The organism is Flavivirga jejuensis (assembly GCF_030540765.1).
In the GTDB taxonomy this organism is placed as follows: domain Bacteria; phylum Bacteroidota; class Bacteroidia; order Flavobacteriales; family Flavobacteriaceae; genus Flavivirga; species Flavivirga jejuensis.
Map to the genome: position 1 here is coordinate 160,387 of NZ_JAUOEL010000008.1, position 21,359 is coordinate 181,745.

Genomic DNA, 21,359 nt, shown 5'->3' on the forward strand with positions numbered 1-21,359 from the left:
ACAAAAATATGGATTTGTTGAAAAATCCTTCTTTTTAATAATCTGTAAATCAACAAGTTATACCAAATATTCATTTCGTCGATTTTTTTTGCATTTAATCGATCCGACATATATATTTGAACTCAATTTATTTGCCCCTTAGCTATAAATCAACCACTTACAACAAAAAAAATGGTCTCTCAAAAAAAAACAATAACCTATATAATAGGTTTACTTATTTCTATAAGCACATTTTCCCAAACAATATATTCTGAAGATTTTGAAACAAACTTTGATGTAGATACTAATGGCTGGACACTATCAAGTCCAACTGGTAATATGAATTGGGAAGGAGGAAACACAAATGGAGTCCCAAGTTCTTCAGGCACACCATCTGGAGGAACAGGACCAAGTGCAGCCAATTCAGGAAACTTTTTTACCTATGTTGAATCTTCTGGAGCCAATGCTCTTCTTAAAGAAGCAATAATAACGAGTCCTTCAATAGATTTGTCAGGATATACAAGTCCATCACTTTCCTTTTATTATCATATGTATGGAAATAATATTGGAGATTTAAATATCGATATTAATGATGGAGGAGGTTGGACAACCCTGCTTACAATATCAGGACAGCAACAATCTAGTAATGGAGCAGCATGGCGTAACTCGTTATCTTCTGCAATAGACCTTTCTGCTTACACTGGTAGCACAGTTCAAATTAGGTTTCATGGAATAACTTCAAATACTGGAAATTATTATCGTAGTGATTTTGCCGTTGATGATGTTTTAATAACTGGAACACTAATAGTTGGTCCAGAAATAAATATTCAAGGAAATTTAACCGACATTGCTACTGGAGATACAACACCTATTATTGGAGATCACACCGAATTCGGTTCTATTGCCAATGCCACAACTTTCGATCGCACATTTACTATTCAAAATACTGGTACTGCTACCCTAAATTTAACAGGAGGCACGCCTATAGTAGACATTAGTGGTAATGCTGCCTTTTCTGTTTTAACACAGCCTGGTGCTAATACTATTGCCAGTGGTGGAGATTTAACTTTCGTAGTTAGGTTTGCTCCTACAACCGACGTCACTAATGCCCAAGCCACAATTTCAATTGACAATAATGACACTACAGATGGTGAAGATCCTTATACTTTTGTGGTACAAGGGTCATCATTTACACCTGCTCCAGAAATAAATATCCAGGGAAATTTAACCGATATTGCTTCAGGCGATACCACACCTATAGCTGGAGATCACACCGAATTCGGTTCTATTGCCAATGCTACAACTTTCGATCGCACATTTACCATTCAAAATACTGGTACTGCTACCCTAAATTTAACAGGAGGCACGCCTATAGTAGACATTAGTGGTAATGCTGCCTTTTCTGTTTTAACACAGCCTGGTGCTAATACCATTGCTAGTGGTGGAGATGTAACTTTCGTAGTTAGGTTTGCTCCTACAACCGATATCACTAATGCACAAGCTACAATTTCTATTGATAATAATGACACTACAGGTGGTGAAGATCCTTATACTTTTGTGATACAAGGGTCATCATTTACACCTGCTCCAGAAATAAATATCCAAGGGAATTTAACCGATATTGCTTCAGGTGATACCACGCCTATAGCTGGAGATCACACCGAATTCGGTTCTATTGCCAATTCCACAACTTTCGATCGCACATTTACCATTCAAAATACTGGTACTGCTACCCTAAATTTAACAGGAGGCACGCCTATAGTAGACATTAGTGGTGATGCTACCTTTTCTGTTTTAACACAGCCTGGTGCTAATACCATTGCCAGTGGTGGAGATGTAACTTTCGTAGTTAGGTTTGCTCCTACAACCGATGTCACTAATGCACAAGCTACAATTTCTATTGATAATAATGATGCCACAGGTAGTGAAAACCCATATACATTTGTAATACAAGGGTCTTCATTTACACCAGCTCCAGAAATAAATATACAAGGAAACTCAATTGATATTGTTTCAGGAGATACCACGCCTGCTTTTGGTGATGATACCGAATTTGGAGCAACCATTACCTCAACAACAATTGATCATACTTTTACAATTCAAAATACAGGGCTATCTACTTTAAATCTAACTGGAGGATCCCCTTTAGTTGCTATTAGTGGTGATGCGGCATTTTCTATTTTAACACAACCAAGTGCTAGCAGTATTGCCAGTGGTGGAGATGTAACTTTCGTTGTTAGATTTGCTCCCACTATAGTCGGTTCAAATCTACAAGCAACTATTTCTATTGCTAATGATGACAGTGATGAAAATCCATATACTTTTGTTGTACAAGGTTCTGCACTACTGACTAATTCGCCAGGAAATGTTAGTTCTAACTTACAATTATGGTTACGTGCAGACCAAGGTATTGCTTTAACAGGAACAGATGTAGATTCATGGTCGGATCAATCTACCAATGGATTTACTGGAACATCTGAAGGAACAGCAGATGCTGAATATGTTACTTCTGGACTTAACTATAATCCTATTTTACGATTTTCTGGAAATTCATTTTATAATTTAGGGAACCCTTCCCAGTTAGACCTGCAACCAAACACAGATGAAATGACCATTATTACTGTGGTTGTTACCGCTGGGGCAACTACAGGAACTGTATTTGGTAAATCAAATAGTTCAACACGTAACTATCAAGTTTGGTTTGGTACCACAGATCGTGTATTACACCATACATTAGGAAGACAAGGAGGCAATCAAGCCGTACGCTGGGGAACAATTTACGCCTTAAATGAACCTAAAATTACAACTGGTATTGTTTCTAATACTGGTAATAGCCTTACCAGACTATCTCCATATGTTAATGGCGTGCTTGATCCTGCCGATGTAAATAATGGAACTTCTACAGGAAACTCTGTAACAGATGTTTTAGTTGGAGCAAGAAGGAGTGGTACAAATTCTGGTTCTGGTTATCGTTATAATGGAGACATTGCAGAAATTATAATGTACGATAGAGACTTAAATGCTACAGAGCAACAAAAAGTAGAATCCTATTTATCCATAAAATATGGTGTTACGCTAGGGTCAAATGATGCTTTTTGGGACACTGCAACCAATACGTCTTCGTCATTTGGATACGCAGGAACCAGCTATGATTATATAGCTTCTGATGGTAGTACACTTTGGGATGGCGCTCTAAATGCTGGTTATGGATATAATGTTTTTGGTATTGCTAGAGATGACGATTCAAACTTATTACAGCAAAAATCTAAAAGTGTTAATGTGATACCAGAACCCATTTTAACAATGGAAGCAGAATCTGGCTCTTTAAATACTAATTTAAGTTATTTACTGGTTGGTAACAATGGCGATAATATAGCGTTAACCACTTCAAGTCTTCCTATACGATCAACAAATATTTTAGAAAGAAGATGGATTGTTAGGGAAAGTACTAATGATCCAGGAACGGTTACATTAGAATTTGATTTAAGCACATCACCTATCACAGATACCCAAGGAGCAAATTTAGAGTTATTAATAGCAGATAATACAAGTTTTAATAATTACAAAAATATTGCAGGTACTTACAATGCAACTACAGATATTTTAACCTTTACAGGAATAAATTTTGAAAATGCAGAATATTTTACGTTAGGTACCACTGAAGAATACCAAGATACTTACCATTTAAGTTTTAATGGTACTACGAGATATATTGATCTTGGAGACAATAATGATTTAACTGGAAATTTCACCATCTCTGCATGGATAAAAAGCAACACAAATAATAGAACCATAATTTCTAAAGGAAGCGCAGCTGGTTACGAGTTTAGTATTAATAGTTCTGGGAACTTAGTTATGAATTTTAATTCTGGGACACAAACAGTAACATCAACTAATAGTGTGCCTCAAAATATATGGCACCATGTTGCTGTAATCTATAACGGAACAACCACTAAAATTTATATCGATGGCATAGAAGATGGAACTGCTAATATTAGTACGTCACCTGTTGCCAATTCAGAAAGTTTCCTAATTGGTGCTTCTGGAAGTTCACCAAGCAATTTTTTCTCGGGTGAAATGGATGAGTTAAGAATTTGGAATCGTGCTTTAACTGTAGATCAACTTAGATTTGTTATGAATCAGGAAATTGAAGTTTCTGGAGGAAATGTATATGGTACTATAATTCCTCAAACAGTAACTAAGCACGAAACGAGTAGTATACCCTCAGCAGATTTATTAGCATACTATCCATTTTCTCACATAAAAGGCAATTGTGTCTTAAATGAATCTTCAAACACAACACAAAACGGAAGACTTTACAACCTCCCTACCAGTTCAATAGAAAATCAAACAACGCCCCTACCGTTTATTTCTAACGCCAATACAGATTGGGATGTATCTGCCACTTGGTTAAATAATGGCGTACAGTACATCCCTAACACGACAATTAATGGAACAAATGTAGATTGGAATATTGTTGAAATTAATCATAATATTTCTGTTGACAGAGATTTAAATGTTTTGGCATTACTGTCCAATTCTAACGAACTTACCATAAATGGTAATACAGCCTTAAATACAGGACATGGGTTAACCATAACTCACTATTTAAAACTTGATGGTTCTATAGATTTAGAAGGGGAATCTCAGCTAATCCAAACTACAGGTAGTGATTTTGATGCTACAAGTACGGGGACTTTAGAAAGAGACCAACAAGGCACTTCTAATACCTATTTATATAACTATTGGGCTTCGCCTGTTGCTCCTACAAGTAATACAAATTACACCTTGCCTAATGTATTCAATAATATTAATTTTCTGGGCTCTGGGTATAATGGTACAGCTCTACCTGTTGCTGTTGCAGATTATTGGATATGGAAATATGCCAATAGAGTAAGTGATACCTATTCTGAGTGGCAACATATTAGAAGTACAGGAACAGTATCACCTGGAGAAGGATTCACTATGAAAGGTCCTGGTACAGCAACTCCAGACCAAAACTACGAATTACTAGGACAACCAAATAATGGAGATATTACTTTAACACTAAGTAAGGATAATGATTATTTAGTTGGAAACCCTTACCCATCGGCTATTGATGCCAATACTTTTATTTTAGATCATCTTAGTGTTACAGAAGGTGGTAATTATTCAAATGCAACAGAAAATATTATTAATGGTGCGCTCTATTTTTGGGATCATTTTGCTATTAACACACATGTATTAAACTCATATCAAGGAGGCTATGCGATTTATACATTAATGGGAGGTGCGCTCTCTATTTCAAATGATGTGAGAATTGATGCTACTGGAGGCGTAGGTACAAAACTGCCAGAAAGGTATATTCCAGTTGGTCAGGGATTTTTTGTGTCCGCGGTACTAGATGCTAATTTAATTGGAGATCCAAACGATCCTGCCATAACATTACCAGTTAATGGTGGAACTATCACTTTTAGAAACAGCCAACGTGTGTTCCAAAAAGAGGTCGTTTCTGGATCAAATACTGGATCTTTATTCCTTAAGACTAATTCTAAAGGAAAATCGGCTACAACTCATAAAGAAACAGATCCAAGAGAAAAAATCAGACTAATGTTTGATTCTCCAGATGGTTACCACCGTCAATTACTTGTTGGCATTGATGAAAACGCATCCAACGGATTTGATATAGGGTATGATGCGCAGCTTATTGAATCTAATAGTGAAGACATGTATTGGCATGCTAATAATTCCAACTTAATCATTCAGGCAGTTAATAACTTTAATAAAGAACAAATACTTCCCTTAGGTGTGAAAATAAACACAGAAGGTTTAGCCACAATAAAAATTGATGAATTAAAAAATATCGATAGCAATCAAAACATTTATTTACACGATAAGGAGCTAAATACATATCATGACTTACAACAAAATGATTATGAAGTTTATTTAACCTCGGGTGAGCATTTAGAACGTTTTGAAATAACATTCTCAAATAATAATACATTGCTAGATGTAGACTCTGTTGAAAATAAGGACCTACAAGTATATTTCTCTAATAAAAAAGAGAGTATTATTGTTCATAACCCTATTTTAAAACAAATTAAATCTATAGAAGTATATAATATTTTAGGGCAATCTATTTATGAATTTAACACAGAAACCAATAAAAATTATATAGAAAATAAAACACCTAATATTATAACTGGTACTTATATTATCAAAATGAAAACAGAAGCAGAAACCATTTCTAAAAAAGTATTAGTTAAATAATAGTTTTCCAAAATACTTTGCAAAAGGGGTTCGTGTCATTCAGAACGAAGTGAAGAATCTCACTGTCTTTACATTAAATAAAAATAAAAGGTTTTGAATTTCAATCCTGAGCGGGTATTTCTTAATGAGATCCTTTAAAGATGCTTCGCTGTGCTCTGGACGACAAACGATTGAAAAATTAATCATTTATATATAATAAAAAAAAACGTCAATGGTAGATCTGTGTTAAAAATTTTAACTAGCGGATGAAATGACGTAATTGAGGTGTCATTCAGGAGGTACGACTGAAGAATCTTTAAAGATTAATGATAAAGATTCTTCGCTGCGCTCTGAATGACAAATAATTGAAAATAAAGTATTTACAAAAAAATATCAATGATAGCGAAGCGAAGAATCTCACTATCTTTACATTAAATAAAAATAAAGGGTTTCGGATTTCAATCCTGAGCAGGTATTTCTTAATGAGATCCTTTAAAGATACTTCATTGCATACAGAATGACTCTTTTAAGCAACCACTTTCTTTGTTTTAAAGCAAAGAGTTTACTACTCCATAGATTTAGTCTTTAATTAACTTCTTTGTTATAGTAGTTCCAGAGCTTTTACTCATAATTTTAATAAAGTAAGCACCTTTACTTAATTGATTTAAACCAATTGCTATTTCAACTTTGCCATTTTTACTTAGCACATTTTTATTGTAAATAATTCTTCCTTTTAAATCGAATAGTACAATCTCAAATGTGTCATTATTATAATTTAATGGCACTTTTACGTTAATAGTTTCATTAAATGGATTGGGTATTATAGATACATTTTCAAGATTAAAACTATCAGCACCTAAAGTTGTTTGAGCTGTTCCGTCACAATCTTCATCAATAGCATTATCAGGAATTTCGGTTGCATCGGGATTAATACCCACATCAGAATCATTACAATCCGTTACTGGTAATATACTTGTTGTATAACCTAATCCAGGACTCGTACAACTTTGTGTTGTTGATACCGCATAATTATCTCCATCAGAATCTAAATACCATACTGTATCGGGATTAATACCCACATCGGAATCATTACAATCCGTTACTGGCAATATACTTGTTGTATAACCTAATCCTGGACTCGTACAACTTTGTGTTGTTGATACCGCATAATTATCTCCATCCGAATCTAAATACCATACTGTATCGGGATTAATACCCACATCAGAATCATTACAATCCGTTACTGGTAATATACTTGTTGTATAACCTAATCCTGGACTCGTACAACTTTGTGTTGTTGATACTGCATAATTATCTCCATCCGAATCTAAATACCATACCGTATCGGGATTAATGCCTACATCGGAATCATTACAATCCGTTACTGGCAGTATGCTTGTCGTATAACCTACCCCAGGACTCGTACAACTTTGTGTTGTTGATACCGCATAATTATCTCCATCAGAATCTAAATACCATACTATATCGGGGTTAATACCCACATCAGAATCATTACAATCCGTTACTGGTAATATACTTGTCGTATAACCTAATCCTGGACTCGTACAACTTTGCGTTGTTGATACCGCATAATTATCTCCATCGGAATCTAAATACCATGTAGTACTAAGATCTTGAATTTGAACAAGTGTTAAAACAATATCATAAACTGCAAAGGCATCCATTTTACCAGTAAAATAAGCATCTGAAGAATTTTGAAAACTATCATTTCCACTTAATTTTCCTCCAATGCCACCATAACTAAAATGACTGGATATAGATGAAGGTGCTCCTGTATTAATGGCTACTTGTACACCATCTATATACAATTTATGACTTGTCGTCGCACCATCATAAACTAAAGCGATATGATGCCAATCACCATCATTTGGAAAAGGTGCGCTTAATGTCGTTTCAATAGAAGAAGACTCTCTAACTATTGATTCTAAATTTGAACCATTCAGTCTTATAGCAATACCAATGTTCTGACCTCCTTCATCAAATATATCTTGAATTCCTGTTAAATTAGTTGGTTTAATCCAAGCAGCAATACTTCTTGAACTTGTTGATGCATTTAAAAAATTATCTGGAGAAACACCATTAGTGGCATATTGAATAGCTTCGGTTCCATTAAAAACGACAGATCGGTCACCTTCTTTAAAATCTAAAATATCGTATGAAATCCCTGTGGATGTTAAAGCTGTTGGATTATGTGCATTTCCAGAAGCATCATCTGTATTACTTGCTATATCAAAATCCCAATAAGCTTCATATCCACTTGTTGGCTGACAACCAGCTGTTGAATTGGCAATAACGAAACATGAAGCGTTCTGAATTAGTGACACCGATAAGGCCGTGTTATACACAGAAAAGGCATCCATTTTACCTGTAAAATAGCTATCTGCGGCAACACCAAAACTATCCCAACTACCAATCACGCCAGCAATACCACCTCCTGTAGTATTATGAGTACCAATAGAACTAGGTGCCGAACTGCTTGTAGCTGCTTCTACACCATCAATATATAGTTTCTGACTCGTAATCGACCCATCATATACTAAAGCAACATGATGCCAATCGCCATCCGATGGAAAAGCAACACTCAAACTATTTGAAATTGTTGAAGACGTTCTTACAATAGACTCTAAATTGGAGCCATTAAGACGCATGGCTATACCTACCGTATTACCGCCTTCATCAAAAATTTCTTGAATTCCTGACAAATTAGTAGGTTTAATCCATACTGAAACTGTTCTGGCAGTTGTTATTTCAGATAAAAATGTAGCACTGCTATAGTTTATATCGACCGTGCCATCAAATATGACCGATTGATCTCCTTCTTTAAAATCTACTGCATCATAAGTTAACGTACCATTTATTGGGTTGGGATCATTCCCATTTCCAGAAGCATCATTGGCATCACTAACAGAATCAAAATCCCAATAAGCTTCATATCCTGCTGCTGCCTGACAACCATCGGTTGAATTTGAACCACCTCCAGAAGTACTAATTATATAGGGCAAAGGAACCGTTTCTCCATTACTTCTGTAAGTTGGCAAAGGAGCCGATATATTGATTAAATGATTCTGTAAATCGGTACTCATATCATTACCAATAGTCAATGTTGCTAAATCTGGACTTCCCGTTAATAAATTAGTAGTTTCACTAATATCATTTATTAAATCATATAATTCATAAGACGCTGTTTCATAATTATGTATGAGTTTATAATCTCCTTTTCTAATAACAGAAACAGGTCTTGCATCTCGGTTTGAATCTATAAGATACCCTGGATAATGCCAATATAAGGCGTCTCTGCCTAAAGCTGTTCCGTTAGTTAATAGTTGCCAATGACTCAATCCATCTATATCATAACCACTTGGTAAAGTACCACCAGCAGCCTCTACAAATGTTGGGTATATATCGAATCCAACAATAGGAGTTGTATTAATTGTACCCTTATTTAATAGCCAAGGAGCCTCAGACCATACAATACTAACAGATCTAATTCCGCCTTCGTACCACTCGCCTTTCATACCTCGTAAAGGACCAGCATCATCACTATGAACTGCCCCTCCGTTATCCGAAATAAAATAGACCAAAGTATTAGCAGATAACATGTTGCCAGGATTTCTGGGATCAGCCGTCGTTTTTAAATAATCTATTAATCTCCCGATAGTTTGATCCATACCTTCTGCTAAAGCAGCTTGCCCTGGTTTTCTATCATGTCCCATGGAACTTGGATTACTAATAGCTTTAGCATTATATTTCGCCCTTAAATCTGGCCGTGCATCACTTGGATTAAAAGGACCATGTATTGCAAAGTTGCTAAAATGCATAAAAAAAGGACTGTTAATATTTGCATCAATAAAATCCATAGCTGCATCAGCCATAGCATCAGTAACATGTTTTGCTGTTCCCTCTAAAGAATTATCTCCTGCCAACATTAAAGATTCTGCTTCAGTATAAGGATCTGCATAAGGATCTAATTCGGGTCCAATACTACTACCAAAAGTATATGGAGCACCACTGTTAGAAGCAAAGTAATTTCCTGGATTCCCTTTAGTTCCTCCTCCATAATTAACATCAAACCCTTGGTCTGTTGCTGCATTATCTGTAACATCTGTTGCCTCATTTTCTCCAACATGATATTTTCCTAAATGCACCGTTTTATAACCTGTTTCCCGCATGGTTTCTGCAAGAGTTATCGCCGCAACTGGAAGTTCATCTACACCACTTGGCAATCCATTATCTGGACCTATAAGCAAAGTAGAATTCCCGCCTCTATTTAAATTATCAACAGCAAATATATTATTTGTTGGTCGTGAGGCATATTGCCCGCTTAAAAGGGCAGCTCTAGTTGGTGCACAATTTGAACCATTAACGTAGCCATACGGAAAAGCGATACCTTCACTAGCTAATGTTGCTAGTCTGGGGGTTTCAAAAAAATCACTCGAATTGCCTAAATTTGTTAATCCTGTACTAACTTGAGACCAGCCCATATCGTCAGCAATAATAACAATGACATTTGGAGATTGAGAGTAAATTTTATTAACTACAATAGAAAATAATAGCAATAAGTAGATAGTTATTGTCTTCATAAATCTTGAGGTTAGTTATTTTTAAGTCTCAACGAAGTTATTGCATTTCACCGAATAAAACAATCATTTTAGCGATTTATTGATATAAATAGTACATTTATATAAAGATTTAACGCACAAAAAAGAGAAGAACATAGTTCTTCTCTTTAAATAAAAGTACACTAAATTTTACTTTATTCTAATCTTTTATAACCCGCTTGTGAACGGTTTTTCCATCAATATTTATATTAATTAAATATTGACCACTTTCTAAATTTGAAGTAGGGATTTTAATTAATGTTTCTTTTGAATAATTCTTTTCGACAATCAATTGACCAAGCATATTGAATATTCTTACATTAGATCGAATATACTCAGCTTGGATTTTAATAATCAACTGCTCCTTAAACGGGTTAGGATAAAGTATAGCTTCAATTTCGGTTAAATTAAACGCCTCCTCTGCTATCGTTTCATTTTCGGGTTTCGTCTTACTTGAAGCTATTTTTGAAGTTCCTCCAGAAGTACTGCAACCACTTATAATAACATCATCAATATAAACCCAATCTGAATTTCCTGAGGCATCAGCTCGAAATCTTAGCTGTGTGGTAGCAGTAAACGGACCAGAAATTAGGACTTGATCTGTATAAAATTGATTGTTTACAAATTCATCATCTCTATTCCATTCTTCTACTGTTGTAAAACTTCCTCCACCATTTGTAGATATTTGCAACCAAAAGTCTTCATTACTATTATCCATACTTCTACAGTAATAACCAAAATCAACAGTTATTTCTTCATAAGCTGTTAAATCTAAATTATCTGTGGTTCCAACTGAAGTCGAGGTATTATCTCGTAATCGCATACTATAAGTTCCAGTTGTTGCGTACGTAGCATTTGGATTTCTATAGGAATCTGAACCTCCGTCATTCCATATCCCCCAACCAGACTCAAATCCTTCAGAATTTAACACCGAATATGTACAGCCTACAGAATTTACAGTTACAATAACATCATCATCAGAACTACATCCATTTTGTGTAACAGTTACGGTGTAGGTTGTTGTAGCTATTGGACTTACTGCTATACTTGCTGTGGTAGCGCCTGTACTCCATAAATAAGTTCCGCCGCCTGTAGCCGTTAAAGTGGTACTATCTCCATTATTAATAGTAACATCAGATCCAGCATCGGCAGTTGGTAATGTATTGACGGTTACTATAACATCATCATTATCTGATGTCACACCATCTGAAACCGTTACCGAATATGTTGTTGTACTTACAGGACTTACTGTTATACTTGCTGTGGTAGCTCCTGTATTCCATAAATAAGTCGTGCCACCTGAAGCTGTTAAAATCGTACTATCGCCTTCACATATGGTTACATCTGCCCCTGCATTGGCAACAACAGCTGCTACTGTACAAGCAGAATCGTTTATTTCGGTGGCATTTAATACCTCATCATAAACAGTAAATGCATCCATTTTTCCTGTAAAAAAAGCATCCGAGGAATTAGCAAAACTATCATTGCCACTAATTTTTCCACCAATACCTCCTTTACCAGTATGCGTATTAATAGATGCCGCCGCCGTACCAGATGCTACTTCTAATCCATCTATATATAGTTTTTGACTTGTATTTGCCCCATCATAAACCAAAGCGACATGATGCCAAGCACCATCGTTTGGAAATGCAGCACTTATTTGGATAAACGAAGAAGCACTTTCTCTAACAACCCCTTCTAAATTACTCCCATTTAATCGCATGGCTATCCCAATAGATCCGCCACCTTCATCATATACATTTTGAAGACCTACTAAGTTTGTCGGTTTAATCCATGCCATCATAGTTCTGGCACTATGGCCACTAACCATAAAATCTCCTGGCGATCCTGGTGAGTATTGAATACTTGAACTGCCATTAAATACAGCAGACTGATCTCCTTCTTTAAAATCTGACGTATCTGCTGTAATAGAACCAACGGTCGCAATTGGGTTATGTAAATTGCCAGAGGCATCTTCGCCTATGCTTGAATTTGCCGAATCAAAATCCCAATAAGATTCATAACCACTAGTAGGTTGACAACCTGCTGTAGAATTTCCGACTACTAAGCAAAAAGCTTCTTCTATTTGAGTATTTGATAAAACGGTGCCATACACAGAAAACGCATCCATTTTCCCAGTAAAATAACTATCGGCAGCATTTGCAAAACTATCATAATTACCAATAACGCCGCCAATTCCACCACCAGTAGTATTATGGGAAGCAATAGAACTTGGCGCAGCACTACTGGAAGCCACCTCAACACCATCTATATATAATTTATGACTCGTAGTTGCTCCATCATACACAAGTGCCACATGATGCCAATCACCATCATTCGGGAATGGCGTCGATACATTATCTGCAATAGATAAGGAACTTCTAACAACAGACTCTAAATTTGTACCATTAAGACGCATCGCTATACCTACCGTATTACCACCTTCATCAAAAATTTCCTGAATTCCGACCAAATTAGTTGGTTTAATCCAAGCAGATACTGTTCTTGCTGAAGTTGCAGGAGATATAAATGTCGCACTGCTATAATTAATATCTACTGTACCGTCAAAAACAGCCGATTGGTCGCCTTCTTTAAAGTCTACAGCATCATAAGTAAGTGTACCATTAACTGGGTTAGGATCATTTCCATTTCCAGAAGCATCATTAGCATCACTGGCAATATCAAAATCCCAATAAGCCTCATAACCACTTACAGCTTGACAACCATCTGTTGAATTTGGAACACCTCCACTAGTGCTTATAATATATGGTAAAGCAACTGTAGTGCCATCACTCCTATATGTAGGCAACGGAGCTGAAACAGCAATTAAATGATTTTGTAAATCGGTACTCATTTCATTACCAAGCATCAAAGTGGCTTGGTCTGGACTCCCCGACAACAAGTTAGTTGTTTCGCTAATATCGTTTATAAGATCATACAACTCATACGATACTGTTTCATAATTGTAAATTAATTTATAATCTCCTGTCCTTATTATTGATACAGGTCTTTGATCTCGGTTGGAGTCAATAAGGTATCCAGGAAAGTGCCAATAAATAGATTCTCTAGTCATACTAGTACCATTTGTTAGCATTTGCCATTGGCTGGCACCATCAATATCATATCCTGTAGGCAACGTTCCCCCAGCTGCTTCTACTAAAGTAGGATATAAATCGAAAGCTATTACTGGCGTGGTATTAACAGTTCCTTTATTAGCTAACCACGGGGCTTCAGACCATGCTAGCGTTACCGATCTAATCCCGCCTTCATAATATTCACCTTTCATGCCACGTAGTGGTCCAGCATCATCACTACTTATAGCTCCCCCGTTATCCGAAATAAAATACACCAATGTATTCTCAGATAGCATCTTACCTGGATTTCTTGGATCGGCAGTTGTTTTTAAATAATCTATTAGTCTTCCAATAGTTTGATCCATACCTTCTGCAATCGCAGCTTGTCCTTTATTGTTATGCCCCATTTGACTAGGAGTTTTCGCATCATATTTGGCATACAAATCTGGTCTGGCATTCGCCTGATTAAATGGTCCGTGAATAGCATAATTACTAAAATGCATAAAAAAGGGATTGCTCTTTTCTGCTTCCATAAAATCAATCGCCGCATCTGCCATGGCATCTGTAACATGTTTTGGAGTGCCTTCTAATGAATTGTCTCCAGCAAGTGCTAACGACTCTGCTGCTGTATATGGGGCTGCGTATACATCAAGTTCTGGTCCAATATTACTACTAAAAGTATAAGGCGCACTACTCGATGCAAAATAACTTCCTGGTGCCCCAGAAGTACCTCCTCCATAATTATAATCGAAACCTTGATCGGTTGGCGCATTATTAGAAGTACTGGAAGCTTCATTTTCCCCTACATGATACTTACCTAAATGCGAGGTAGTGTATCCTGCTGTTTTCATTGTTTCTGCAATGGTTATAGCACTTGAGGGTATTTCATCTATGTTATTATTAGACGCTAAACCCATATCTGGACCAATCAAAGTAGAGTTAGAACTCGTATTACCTCTATTTAAGTCATAGACATTAAATATGTTGTTAGTTGGTCTTGACGCATACTGACCACTTAACAACGCTGCTCGCGTAGGTGCACAATTGGCGCCATTCACATAGGCATATGGAAATGCAATGCCTTGCGATGCTAATGTTTCCAAGGTTGGGGTTTCGTAAAAATCACTTGGGTTGTTCAAATTTGTTAATCCCGTACTGACTTGTGACCAGCCCATATCGTCGGCAATGATAACAATTACATTAGGGGATTGAGAAGAGAGATGATTAAAAAATAAAATAAATAGCAATAAACATAAATACTTGGTAGTTTTCATATTTAAAAAAATTGGTTAGTAATCAACAAGTTAGTGTTTTTTTTCAATAAAAAACGAATGTTTAAACTTGTTTATAAATATTTTCCTTCGAAGAACAACAGTAAAAACGTCTAAAAAATCGTAAGTAATAGATTATCAATACATTAAATCATGTATTACAAAAAAACGATACGATGTTGTATCTTAACTTAATTATTAACTAAAATGAAATTTTTGCATTTAGAACATGCATAAGACTGATTTACAGACATAAAATAATATCAAAAACTACTTCTAAGTCACAAAATTTTATTTTCAATACCTGCATTGCAGATTTTTATCTGTAAAATTCAATCGAATTGACGAATTTTTATCAAAAAATAAAGCCTGTTAAATAAGTGCCAAATCTACCTATTGGAATCGTAATATTTAACGCTTAAAAATAAGCGAAAATTTTATAAAAAAAACCATCCTATAAAGCCATTATTCTTTTCAAATTTAGTTGTCATTTTTTTAAAATCACCTCAAAATATCAAGCAAATACTACATCATGACATCTAAGTATTACATTTAAACAAGTTAAATTTAATTATCTAAAAATCAATAAGTTACAAAGATATAAAAACAAAAGTAATCTCCAACCCACATGCATTTTGTCGATTTTATTTGCATTTCATAGAATATTGTAATATATTAGCTTCAAATATTTAGTCCCAAACTAAAAATTCTAACCGCTTTATGGGAAACTTTCCTTCATTCTACAGACACCTCCTTTTTGGAGTATTTTTATGTTATAGTTTTACAGCTATTTCACAAGATTTTAATGTACAACATATTCAAGACGATATTGATGAAACTGGTGGCACTAATACTAGTTTTACAGCAGTTTCTTCTTTAAATAATGCAGTTGCTTTGGCAAATAATAACAGAAAAACCCATGGAGGCTCTAATGGCGTTACTGCTGGAAGGCAAGGAGACGATATGGCTGGAGCTCGTACTTTAACTGGCACTGGAACATTATCATACTATCGAGAATCTGGTTCAGAAAATGAAAACACAAGATTTAACACGTCTATTTGGGAATATATAGGTTCTGGAGGTGGCCCTAATGAAATGATTGTTAGAGGACGATATGTTATAGACCTTAACGGCGGAACTTATACCGTCGATGAAGCTATTTCAGGAATCTCTAATAAAGATAAGTGTATCCCTTTTATTACTGGGATAATGAATAATTCTGTTGCTGGTAATGCCGATTCTGGAACAGCCATAGCCTATTTAACAAGCGATACTAACTTAAGAGTAGAAAAAGGAGGAACTAACACTCCTAATGTTCGTGTTTATATAACTCTAGTAGAATTTACAGGATCCAACTGGACCGTTTTACATGGAGATTCTGGAGATACAGGAGGAAATACAGGTACGATAACTTTATACGACAGTTCAGACGGCACAGGAACAATAACAGATGTAAGTGACTGGTCCAATGCTATCATATTTAGCCATCACAGAGGAGATACAGCCATTGCTGGTACTAATGACGGAAATTCTGCTAACTGGCCCATGACAACACCAGGAAGTAATGACCAAACTGTAAATTGGACTTCCCATAGTTCTCACCTTTCAGATGGTACCAATCGTAATTTTGTACATGTATTAAATAATTCTGAAGTAACCGTAACCAGATTTAGTGATGCTTCTGTAGGAACTTCTATAACTATAGATATAACCTCAGCAGGACTAACAGATTTAAGTCAAGCTATGGTAGTTGGTTCAACGTATCATAGTGGTTCTGGTATTGGTTATGGTAGAGGATGGAGAAATTATAAATTAAATTCATTAACACAAGCCGAACACTGGACACATCGTGCTGGAGGAGGGACATCTACTGTAGGCACCAGTATGCAAATTGTAAATTTTATTTATACCCCAACCCAAACCGAAGGTCCAGGAGGTATTACAACAAACTTAGAATTATGGCTTAAAGCAGATTCTGGTGTGGAAGAAGCTACTAGTGATGCTGCTGAGAATACTGATCCTGTTTTAAATTGGTTGGACAATACCATAAGCAACAACGATGCGACACAAATTACAGGAACCAATAAGCCGACCTATACAGATGGCGTTTTAAATTTTAATCCTGTAATTGATTTTGATGGAGATGACCTTTTACAAACTCCTGCAATAACTACTAATTCTGACATGACCGTATTTACCGTTGCAGAAGGACAAAGTGGTGTTCAAAAACAAATATTAAATTTAAACGGTGGTGATAATATTATTATAGAATATCTAGATGCCACCCCCACTTTTAGAGCAAGAATGTATGATGGAGTGAATACTGGAGAAATATCAACGTCAACCGATGTAGCAGATGGAACAACCTATATTGCAAATTATGATGTATATTCAAATACTGATTCTGAACTCTTTATTAATGGTTCTTCAGTTGGAAAAGATGCTACAAATGCATATGCCCCAACAAGTCCAATTGCCAACATAGGTGGACATCCTTCAAATACAGCAAAAAGATGGGATGGTGGTATCGCTGAAGTTATTGTATATAATGGGTCTATAACAAATACCGAAAGAGACAAGATAGAATCTTACCTAGCTATTAAATATGGAGTTACATTGGGTACAAATGGCACATCTCAAGATTATGTGGACTCAGATGGCAGGGTTATTTGGGATCAACTTGATAATGTAGGTTTCAATTATAACGTTACAGGTATTGGACAAGACGATGTTGCAGAATTAAATCAAAAACAATCAAAATCCATTAATACAACAGATGATATAACTATTGGCATCAAAGATATCGCTACTAACAACAGTACAAATACAAATTCCTTTTTAGCCGATAAAACCTTCTTAATGTGGGGGCATGATGATGGCGCCACAACAGCAACGACTGATATCACTAAAGATTTTGGAGCTGGAACAGGTGTAACAAGTAGTGTAAGTGTAACTCCAATCATCAGAAAATGGAAAATGGTAGTTACAGATTCTGTTCCCACTATAAAACTTTCAATACCAGAATCTATGGTATCTGCTACCAATGCAGGAGGTGAAGAATATGTTATGATCGTTGCAGACGATGCTTCGTTCACAACTAATGTAACATCAGCAACCATGGAAGATGTCGGTACAGAATTAGAAGTTGATTTCTACTTTGAAGGGACTAAATACATTACATTTGGTTCTACACCAGAAATCGCCATAGGGTCTCGTTCTGCACATTTTGATAATTATCTAACAAACGATACCTATTTAGATGCTGGCGATGTAAATGATTTAGATAATACAGATTTTACTATTAGCGCCTGGGTGAAACGTGATGTAGGAGAAAATAAATTCGACATCGTTTCTAAAAGAAATTACTTCCACGAAGCTCCTGGTCCTCCTGCTGAAACGTATACGCATGGCTATGCGTTTAGAATAAATTCAACCAGCCAATTTAGAATGGTTTGGAGAGATCCTGACGATAGCTCTAACAATATCATGGAAACCTCTGCCACCATTCCAGAAAATGAATGGCACCATATAGCAGCAACTTATGACTCTGGCACTAACATGGTGAGTTTATATATTGATGGTTACCTGGAAGATAGTGATGACGCATTAGATCCAATAGAAACACCATCAGATTCTCATTTCTTGATTGGAGCAGCACATCATATTAAAAGGCAACAAAGAATGAGAGGTAGTGTTGATGAAGTACGTGTTTGGAATGTAACACTTTCGGGAGACCAGATACGATATATCATGAACCAAGAAATAGAGAATAATTCTAATTTTGCTGATGGTGTAGTTTTACCAACTTCTACTACCAAAAATGAAGTCATACCAATTCCGTGGGCTAACTTAATTGCCTATTACCCAATGAGTACTTTAGTTTTTGGTAGCATTAAAGATGAATCTGATAGTGGTAATGATGCTACTATGATAAATTACAGTGATTTAGATAATCAAACTGCTCCTTTACCATACAAAACAGCAGGAGATGGTGATTGGGATACTTCAGCTACTTGGGAAAATGGCGATGTACAATATTTACCAGGAGTTGATTCATATTTAGCTGCATTGGAGACTATTGATTATAATATTGTCCAAATAGACCATAACATCACTATGGACAATTCAAATACAACACTTATTCCTGCTTCAAGAAATGGTAACAGAACTATTTTAGGCTTAATTGTTAATAGTGGCGGTGATCTGCAAATCAATGGCAGTACTGCTTCTAATACTGGTTTTGGGTTAACTGTTTCTCATTATCTTAAACTAGACGGAACTATAGATCTGGAAGGCGAATCTCAATTAATTCAAACGACAGATAGTGATTTTGACGTAACAAGTACTGGTACTTTAGAAAGAGATCAACAAGGAACTTCCAATACATATCTTTATAATTATTGGTCGTCTCCTGTAGCTCCAACTAGTAATTCGAATTACACAGTACCTAATATAATATCTAATGTTAGTTTTTTAACGTCAGGATATAATGGTACGGCAACCCCTAGTATTGCAAATGCCGATTATTGGATCTGGAAATATGCTAACAATCCTGCTAATGATTACTCGCAATGGGAGCATGTTAGAAGTACTGGGAGTATTTCACCAGGTCAAGGTTTTACAATGAAAGGACCAGGTACTAGTGGCGATCAAAACTATATACTATCTGGACAACCTAATAATGGAGATATTACCCTAACATTAAGTGATGATAATGACTATTTAGTTGGAAACCCTTACTCATCTGCTATTGATGCCAATGCCTTTATTTTAGATCATATTAGTATTACAGATGGCGGTAATTATTCAGATCTAACAGAAAATATTATTAATGGTGCGCTTTATTTTTGGGATCATTTTGCTAATAACACGCATACATTGGGAGCATATCAAGGAGGCTATGCGACTTATACATTAATCGGAGGTGCCCTTGCTATTTCAAATGATGTAAGAATTAATGCTACAGGAACCGTAGGCACAAAACTGCCAGAAAGGTACATTCCAGTTGGTCAGGGATTTTTTGTATCCGCAAAATTAGATACTAATTTAGTTGGAGAGCCAAACGATCCTGCAATAACATTGCCAGTTAACGGCGGAACCATTACATTTAGAAACAGTCAACGAGTTTTCCAAAAAGAGATCGTTTCTGGATCAAATACAGGATCCTTATTCTTTAAATCAAATACAAAAGAAAAATCTGCTGTCAATTCAAAAACAGCAGATCCAAGACAAAAAATCAGACTAATGTTTGATTCTTCCGAAGGATATCATCGTCAATTATTAGTTGGAGTAGATCAAAAAGCCTCAAATGATTTTGATTTAGGTTATGATGCGATCCTAATAGAATCTAATAAAGAAGATATGTATTGGAAGGTAGGAGCATCAAAATTAACAATTCAGGCAGTAAACAACTTTAACCAAGAACAAGTTTTACCGTTTGATTTAAAAATTAATAAAGAAGGATTAGCAACGATAAGAATTGATGAATTAGAAAACATGACTAATGATCAAGATATCTTTTTATTTGATAAGGAACTAAATGTTTATCACAATTTAAGGCAAAGTGATTATGAAATTTTCTTATTTCCTGGTGAATATCAAGATCGTTTTGAAATTACTTTTTCTAATAACGCGCATCAAATATTAAGTAAGGATGCTATTGAAAATGATAACATAGAAACATACTTTTCAAATAAAAAACAAAGTATTATTATTCATAACCCAACATTAAAAAACATACAATCTATTGAAATGTTTAACATACTAGGACAATCCTTATTACAATTTGAACCTAAAACAAATAATAATTATATACAATACACCATCGCCCAAATTAAAACAGGCAGTTATATATTGAAAATAGGTACAGAAGAAGGAACAGTTTCTAAAAAAGTATTAATCAAAAAATAGTTATTTTTTTGTGTATTACATAAGATACTGAATATCAAATGACTCTATAAACTTCCAGTTCATAGAGTAGTTTTGGCAGACCGAAAGTCTATTTCGTAAAATACCGAAATAAAAGAATAAACATTATAAATGTAAATTTGTGAAACCTGCCAGCCAGCAGGCTGGTTCGTGTCAAAAATTTTTAGAAGCTAAAAGCTCTAAAACATATATTTTCAGATGTATTTTAAGACAAATACGTACGCTTAATCGAATATTTAACACACTTTATCGTGTTTTTT

4 protein-coding genes are annotated in these 21,359 nt (G+C 35.4%); 2 read left to right on the forward strand and 2 right to left on the reverse strand.

Annotation, left to right across the window (positions count from 1 at the left end; genetic code table 11):
• Positions 1-171: 171 nt before the first annotated feature.
• Positions 172-6,228, forward strand: a complete 6,057-nt coding sequence (locus tag Q4Q40_RS20060) for a DUF8693 domain-containing protein (protein WP_303303800.1) — start codon at positions 172-174, stop codon at positions 6,226-6,228.
• 557 nt (positions 6,229-6,785) lie between these two features.
• On the opposite strand, the gene Q4Q40_RS20065 is transcribed toward Q4Q40_RS20060, so the two are convergent.
• Together Q4Q40_RS20065 and Q4Q40_RS20070 are read right to left on the reverse strand one after the other, a co-directional pair.
• Positions 6,786-10,808: a LamG-like jellyroll fold domain-containing protein gene (locus tag Q4Q40_RS20065; protein ID WP_303303801.1), complete on the reverse strand. Its 4,023-nt coding sequence runs from the start codon at positions 10,806-10,808 to the stop codon at positions 6,786-6,788.
• A gap of 178 nt (positions 10,809-10,986) precedes the next feature.
• Positions 10,987-15,174 carry a LamG-like jellyroll fold domain-containing protein gene (locus tag Q4Q40_RS20070; RefSeq protein WP_303303802.1) on the reverse strand — a complete coding sequence of 1,396 codons (4,188 nt, stop codon included), beginning with the start codon at positions 15,172-15,174 and terminating at the stop codon, positions 10,987-10,989.
• 717 nt (positions 15,175-15,891) lie between these two features.
• On the opposite strand from Q4Q40_RS20070, the gene Q4Q40_RS20075 reads away from it, so the two are divergent.
• Positions 15,892-21,081: a DUF8202 domain-containing protein gene (locus Q4Q40_RS20075; RefSeq protein ID WP_303303803.1), complete on the forward strand. Its 5,190-nt coding sequence runs from the start codon at positions 15,892-15,894 to the stop codon at positions 21,079-21,081.
• Positions 21,082-21,359: the final 278 nt, after the last annotated feature.